The organism is Bartonella sp. EBT8 (assembly GCF_055796165.1).
The window spans coordinates 1-6,036 of the sequence record NZ_JBTTDJ010000026.1 but is presented as its reverse complement, the minus strand read 5'-3'; the positions used below and the strand labels follow the sequence as shown (position 1 = coordinate 6,036).

At 36.6% G+C, this 6,036-nt stretch carries 1 protein-coding gene; it reads right to left on the bottom strand.

The window, feature by feature from the left end; genetic code table 11:
* Nucleotides 1–923 precede the first annotated feature (923 nt).
* Nucleotides 924–5,873 (bottom strand): DEAD/DEAH box helicase, encoded by a 4,950-nt coding sequence (locus tag AC0QT4_RS08390; protein WP_473201229.1) that lies wholly within the window; start codon nt 5,871–5,873, stop codon nt 924–926.
* Between the last annotated feature and the right edge of the window lie 163 nt (nt 5,874–6,036).

Below are 6,036 nucleotides of genomic sequence, written 5' to 3'. Positions count from 1 at the left end.
GCCACCGCATCATTCTCATAAAACAAAGGATAAATATGATCATGCGGTTTTGATTTGTTATGAAAACATTTTGAATTCTTATATCCTTATCAAAATACCTTTTTATGGGCTTTTGTCTCTTGTCAGTTATTATCGTTGATTTACCCCCCTCATTTTAAAAAACATCTTTTAGATAAAAGTAAAAAACATTATTTTTCAATATGTTAGTATATTTTGAGAAATATTCAGTGCTAATAAGATGATTTATATAGACAATTAATGATATCAATTGACCAAAACCTGTCAGTATCTGTCTAAAAATTGAACTGACAGCATTTATGATTTTAGTGCGTGTTTAAATCATGTTTTATAAGAGAGCATATAAATCTTTAAAGCCTTTCAAAAGACAGCTCGTGATTATGAGAAATATTATCAAGATTTTTAGTTTTGAGGGTTTTGAAGGTTTTGAGGGTTCTTTTAGCCCCCCCTTTAAAAAAAATTTTAGTAAAAAATAAAAAGTGTTATATTTCAATAAGTTAATTTTTATCAATTTTCAAAAAACAACTGATGATTAATGATATGACGCATAAATACAACCAATATTATATGTTTTGAGGGTTTTTGAGGGTTTTGAAGGTGTCATAACGTAAAGAATAGAAACATTCATTCTTTTCTTTAAAGAGAGCTTTTGAAAGATATGAAAGCCATCATTTGAGATTGCGATATAATCTTTTAAAGGCAATGTAAAAAAATCTCATTCTATTTAAGATGGGAATTCTTAAAAGCCTTAAAGCAATCCATATGAGAATGTTTAAAAGTGCAAGGCTTCTCTTTTTAGAAGATCGCATGATAAATCATTCCTTTTAAGATTCTACATAATCAACTAACAAAAGAGTATAGATATAAACTCTATACCCCTTGTAAGATTGGCATGCTTCATAAATCTATTCAGTTTCTCTTAATTCCAAATTTGGCAGGTTTTTAACAATCTTCATTGTTTCTAAACTTACAGTAATAACCCTTTGGAACAATTCCAATGGATAAGCAGGGTTGCCAACGGTCTCAAGTGCATAGCGATTGGCATCATTAACAATGCCACTCTTTTTATCAGTTTTTACACATTGCCGTCCCATAACCCATTCAAGAGCGGGTCTACCATTTACGATATACTCATAAGCTTCCTTAGGTATATCTGTTATGATGATATTGCTATTGTAAATAACCGTAGACTTATCTTTTTCTTTACCCGCTTTTGCAAATTTCATTTCTGTAACGTAATAAAACTTTTCGGGGTTCTTGATATCTGTAAGTTTTGGATTGCCTTTTTTAAAGGTCACAGGATAAGGCTCTACCGTTTCATAATTGACATGCAAATTGCCTAATTCACGCCCCGCATTAACGAATGCCCAGAAATCTTCAGCACTCTTTACACAAGGGATGCGAGGGAGCTCTTTAGAGAGATTATCAGCATAACGAGCACGGTAATCTTCTGAATGCAAGAGCCCGTAAACATAATGGAAGATATCATCTTTAGTGATGTTCTCATTAGGATAAGCTGTTTTAAAATGTGCTAAACCTTCATCAGTAATGGCATCACGGCGTTGTAAACCAGCTGTTTTTCTTTCTTTTGTAGAATTTATGAATAAATGAGGCTGTTTTTTATTTTTGTCTTTTGAAACCACAACATCTTCGTAAAGATACAATGGAAAGCATTGACTAGCATTCATCATATTACTGTCAGGCAAAACTTTGCTCATTAAAGCAGAAAAGCTGTTTTTTACTCCTGTACCTGTAATTTGTATTATCTTATTTTCAACTGTTTTTCCCATAGGGAATATCCGCGGCATTTGATAAACCAACTCATTAAAGCTACGATTATAATAAAGCCACTGTTTCGTAAAAGGACGATACAAACTTTTTGTAAGAGATGCCTCTTCAAATTTAAAAATATTTTCTTTTACCAATTCTTGTTTAAGTGCACGGCTCCAACTAATTTTTTTTGCGTCAGAATTGACGAAATTGTCTACAGCTTTGGTACGGTTTTTTCGATCAGAATATGAATAGGCATCATTAAAACGTTCCACTTCGCTATTATAGAAAGTAATCATGTTACGCATATTTTTTTCTAAAATCTTACGATTTGAATTATATACCCATGCATCACGACTGGTTGTAATACCCCACGAAAAGGTCTCAAAGAGCTTTTTGTTATGCCCCTTTTTAACACCTATAGCTAGGAATGTTTTAAAATTGTCATCACGTTGATTTATCCAATCACCATGTTTGTCTGGTGTAATGATTTTCCAACCTTGTTTACTCCGTGTAATACCCTCAATACTACCAAAGGCTTCGATTATTGTGAGTTTTTTTTCTCTTGTGAGATAATCACCAATATCACGAAAATATATTTTACCACGCTGTTTGGATTCTGAATTTTTTACGAGAATAGAGAGGGCAATAGGTGCGCGTGATCCAGAACCAAAAATCTTCCCACCTTCTTTTCGAGAAAGCTCTCCAGAAGTGCGTTGATTGCCGCGCAAATGGAAAATATAAAGGCTGCTAAATTCCTCAACAAGGCATTTCCGTAAGCCATCCATAGAATTTACATCTATAAAACCGGCATTTGTGACAAAACCAATAACACCACGATCTTTTATACGGTCACTTGCCCAGCGGATGGCGCGAATATAACTATCATAAAGTGCTTGCATATTGATTGATGCAGATTGCGCAGCATAGGTTTCACTGATACGTTTATCTAAGAGTGGATAGGGGGTATTTTTTGCGTTGTCATTAGCACTTTTTTGTCTCAAAGAATAAGGGGGATTACCCATAATAACTTCGATATTTAGATTTTTCTGAAGTTCCAAATATGCACTGTTTTCCTCTAATAAACCTTTCATCAGATCTTGTTTTTCAACCATTTGAAACGTATCGGTTAAACCAATATGCTTAAAGGGAATATAATCTCCTTTCATAAGACCATGATAGGTTGCTTCAATGTTAATCGCTGCTATGTAATAAGCGAGTAAGACAATCTCATTGGCATGGATATCATGACGGAACTTATATTCCATATCCTCTGGTTTAATGAGATCAGATTGCAAAAGCCGTGTGATAAAGGTACCGGTACCCGTAAAAGGGTCAAGGATAGAGACACCACGGGAGCTTAAACTCTTGCCAAATTCTTTTCGCAAAACATCATCAACAGAGTGAATAATAAAATCGACAACCTCAACAGGGGTATAAACAATGCCTAATTTTTCTACCGTACGCGGAAATGCTTTGGCAAAAAAACTTTCATAAAGAGTGATGATGAGATTTTGCCTTGCTTGCGGGGTAGTGATGCCAGAGGCACGTAATTTGACACTGTCATAGAACTCTTTAAGATCTGTTGACTCCTCTTCAATGTTGGACTTGTCCAACTCAGCTAAGATCTTTTCCATCGCTTGTGAGATGGTATTGTTTTGAACAAATTGATTGCCATCAAATAAAGCTTCAAAAACAGGACGCGTCACAAGATGTTGCGCTAACATTTCAACAGCTTCTTCTTGTTTGATATCACTGTTTAAGTTGTTCTTTAATTCCTCATGAAACGCATGAAAGGCGTGATAAGCTTCGCTTGTTTTATGAGAAAGCATATTTTGCAGGCGATTGATATGATTTTGTGCAATCTCAGCAACATTGCCAGCCCAGTTTCCCCAATAATCGGTGATGGCAAATTTCTTAGCAAGAAGTGTTCTAAGGGCATTGGGAAACTCAATAAAAAAGGGTAATTTTCCTTGTACTTCACTGCTTTGAGAAGGCTCATAAGCAGGTGTTCCAATTTTCAGTCCCGTACTTTCTGGTTTTTCATAGATTGAGAGTTTATCCTCAACCGCAGTCATACTGTCTAAAGCGATAATCTCTAGGGTATGACTTACATCTTGTCCTAAAATCATCTGGTTAAGGGTTATCTCAAAATTCTCATCATGGGCAAGTAAAGCATTGATTACTTGCCAGACAACCTTATATTTCTTATTGTGTCTTAAAGCCTGTTCAGCAGGAATTCCAGCAGGAACCCCAACCGGTAAAATGATATAGCCTCTTTTTTTCCCCTTGGCACGGCGCATGATACGTCCCACCGCCTGTATCACATCCACATGACTTTTGCGCGGGTGGAGAAACATCACCGCATCAAGAGCAGGCACATCCACACCTTCTGAGAGACAACGAACATTGGTTAACACACGGCAGGTATTTTCCCCTGCATCTTCTTTTAACCAATCAAGTTTTTTTGTACGTTCTTTAGCACTACAAGTTCCATCAATATGCTCAAATCTACAGTGAAGAGCAGGAGCCTTTTTATGACTTTCATAAAGAGTACGTAATTCATCTTGAATTGTATCAGAATTGAATCTTTTACAGATGCGTTTAGAAGTCTCAATATCTCTACAAAAAGCCAACGCCCTCCGCATGGGATTGGGATCATCATTCAGATCAAGTTTTAGATCTATTTTACTCAGGGCTTGATAACACCCTATGATCTTGGTCGTATCATCAAGAATAAGTTCATAATTGTCATCGGTAATAAGATGTTGAATGGCTTTACTTACCTGCTCTTCATTCACACCCAAGACAATAATCTTATAAGGTGCTAATAATTCATTTTTTACGGCTTTTGAGAAGGTATAAGTATAAAGGGTTTTTCCATAGAGATCTTCATCATCCATAGAAGCTAGAACAGCATTAATCTCATTGGCTTGTTTCTTGGCATTATCAGCAAAGATCTTCGGTGTTGCTGTCATGTACAGGCGTTTTTTGCCCTGAACAATGCTGTTATCATGAACCTTAACAAACTTTGATTCACTGTCGTCTGTTCCTAATGATACGCCAGTGGTACGGTGCGCTTCATCACAAATGATCAGATCAAATTCAGGTAACGCATATTTCCTTTGTGCATCGGCAATCACTTGGATCGAATGGTAAGTTGAAAACACCACAGTCATCACATCAGGAGAAGTTTTATTGGCTTTGCTAGCAAGTTCTCGCGGATCTGTTGTAGCAGGCAATGCAAGATCTGAGACATCCAGTTCAGCAACATCCTCTTGGTTTTTACGATGCTTGCCAACTTGTGTATCGGAACACACCGCAAAGGACCGCAAGGGTATCTCTGTATCACTTGTCCATTCTCTGATCGTTTGTGACATAAGAGCAAGAGAAGGGACCAAAAACAAAACACGCTTACCTGTTCCTGCTATTTGTTCTGCTATCTTAAGACTGGTGAAAGTTTTACCTGTTCCACAAGCCATAATCAGCTTGCCACGGTCTGCTTCTTTTAAACCCTCACAAACAGCTTCTAGAGCTTCTATCTGATGATCTAAAAGCTTTTTCTTTTTTTGTTCTTTAAGGACAATATCTCCTTTTGCCTCAAAAGTACTCCAATCGATTTGGCTGTTTTCGAGATCAAACAGATTAATCCGTTGAATCGGAACGTCTTGTCCTTTACAGGTGAGATCGGCATTGTTACTCCAGTTACTTTCCGTGCTATCAATAAGGATACGACGGGTAAATGGGGCTTTCCCAGAGGCAGCAATAAAGCTATCAATATCTTCTTTTTTAATCTGATGATTTGCACTATAAAATTTACATTGAATAGCAGCATATCCCTCTTCATCACGGATCTTAGCGACCAGATCAATGCCGATATCAGTACCATCCCAATCATGTTCGCGTGCCCAATCGTAATAGGTTTGAACCTTTTCGTATTCTTGGCATTGCAGCGGATCATGGGTTAAGTAGGCAATAACAAACTTTTCAAAAGAAGTTCCTCTATCGCGGGCACCTCCTGTATGATCGCGGTAAGATTGCAACAGAGAGCGTAATGTTAGTGGTTTGGTATGAGATTGAAGCATTTATAATAAAACCCCACCGCTTTACAAGCGTTAATCTATCGGTGTCAAAGAATTTTCAATAGAATTTGCTAGATCTGTTTAGAACAAATAGCAAGAGTAAAGTAGGAAAAGAGTATTAAAGATCCACAAACTGCTTCAAAAAAATTTTACAAGATGCAATTAC

Coding starts and splice junctions, on each gene's coding strand:
- AC0QT4_RS08390 (WP_473201229.1), bottom strand. CDS start 5,873: ATGCTTCAATCTCATACCAAACCACTAACATTACGCTCTCTGTTGCAA.